Raw genomic sequence first — 1,474 nt, 5'->3', positions numbered from 1 at the left:
CGATCCTCTTGCCGGCGGCGTCGATGACCTGCTCGCCATCTTCCTTGGTGAAAGCCCCGCGCTGGGCGGACGGGAGAAGATCGAGCACCTCTTCCGATGGACGGCAGAGTTTCACGCCGAGCGGCGACACAACGATTGGCCGGTTGATGAGGATCGGATGTTCGATCATCGCATCAATGAGCTGGTCATCGCTGAGCGTCGGATCGGCAAGACCCAGCTCGGCGAAGGGCGTGCCCTTCTCGCGGAGCAACTGGCGTGCGCTGATGCCCATGCGGGCGATGAGCGAAACCAGGCGCGGGCGGTTGGGCGGCGTCTTGAGATATTCGATCACATGCGGCTCGATCCCGGCGTTGCGGATCATCGCCAGCGTGTTGCGCGACGTCCCACACTCGGGATTGTGATAGATGACGATATCGATTGCGGCATTGCTCATGCGCTGGGTGCCTTTTCGCTTGGGAGGTCGGCGCGGCCCTGTTCCTTGCCGATCCGGTTCAGCCGGTTCTGTAGACTCATCTTGTCGAGGCCTTCGAACGGCAGGTTGGTGAACAGCGAGATGCGATTGAACAGCATCCTGTAAGTATCGAAGAAGGCCGCGTGCTGCACCGTTTCGCTGTCCTCGATAGCGGCCGGATCGGGCACCCCCCAATTGGCGGTCAGCGGCTGCCCCGGCCAAACCGGGCAAAGCTCATTGGCGGCATTGTCGCAAACGGTGAACACGAAATCCAAGGACGGCGCATCGGGGCCGGAAAACTCTTCCCAGCTCTTCGAGCGGAACCGGCTTGCGTCGTAGTTCAGCTTCTCCAAGAGATGAATGGTGAACGGATGGACCTCGCCCTTGGGCTGGCTGCCGGCGCTGAACGATTTGAAACGGCCTAGCCCCTCACGGCTGAGGATCGCCTCGGCCATGATGGAACGGGCGGAATTGCCCGTGCAAAGAAACAGTACGTTCAACAGGCGATCCGTCATGTTGATGTCCTTTCAGGCAGCACGACAGGCAAGCAGTTCATCCGCAAGTGGATGGCAGAGCTCGGCCCGGCCACCACAGCAGTCCTTGACGAGGAACAGCATCACGGAGCGTAGCGCATCGAGATCGGCGCGGTAGTTGATGATCCGGCTGCGCCGCTCGGATGTGACCAGGCCGGCACGCGCCAGGGTCGCCAAATGCACCGACATCGTGTTCTGCGGGACATCCAGCGCCTTGGCGACCTCGCCGGCGGGAAGGCCTTCGGGTTCGTGACGCACCAGAAGGCGGAAGGCGTCGAGGCGCGTGGCTTGGGCAAGCGCGCCCAACGCGACGATGACAGATTCGTTATCCATATATCCACGATAGCGGATATATCGATATAGTGCAATCGGCGACATGGCGAGATCAAGCAGCAGCCTGCTCGTCCAGATCATCCTCGCAAGCGAGATCGGTTGCCCGCAGCAGAAACCCGGCGGCTTCCTCGGCTCGCGCAGCCGCCGTCAGCAATGC

General features: G+C 61.6%; 3 protein-coding genes. All 3 read right to left on the bottom strand.

The window, feature by feature from the left end; genetic code table 11:
* Positions 1–433 (bottom strand): arsenate reductase (glutaredoxin) (gene arsC / locus IQ35_RS20860; protein WP_145076234.1); only part of this gene is annotated, 433 nt, incomplete at its 3' end.
* A complete protein-coding gene (locus IQ35_RS20855) occupies positions 430–966 on the bottom strand; it encodes an arsenate reductase ArsC (protein ID WP_007688074.1) in 537 nt (178 codons plus the stop codon). The genes IQ35_RS20855 and arsC, both read right to left, overlap by 4 nt.
* A gap of 12 nt (positions 967–978) precedes the next feature.
* The gene (locus IQ35_RS20850) at positions 979–1,398 is read right to left on the bottom strand and encodes an ArsR/SmtB family transcription factor (RefSeq protein ID WP_145076231.1); all 420 of its coding nucleotides are present in this window, start codon (positions 1,396–1,398) and stop codon (positions 979–981) included.
* Between the last annotated feature and the right edge of the window lie 76 nt (positions 1,399–1,474).

The organism is Sphingobium wenxiniae, assembly GCF_007830065.1.
Taxonomy (GTDB): Bacteria; Pseudomonadota; Alphaproteobacteria; order Sphingomonadales; family Sphingomonadaceae; genus Sphingobium; species Sphingobium wenxiniae.
The sequence above is the reverse complement of the archived record's forward strand: the minus strand, read 5'-3'. Positions and strand labels throughout refer to the sequence as shown.

Coding starts and splice junctions, on each gene's coding strand:
- IQ35_RS20855 (WP_007688074.1), bottom strand. CDS start 966: ATGACGGATCGCCTGTTGAACGTACTGTTTCTTTGCACGGGCAATTCC.
- IQ35_RS20850 (WP_145076231.1), bottom strand. CDS start 1,398: ATGATCTGGACGAGCAGGCTGCTGCTTGATCTCGCCATGTCGCCGATT.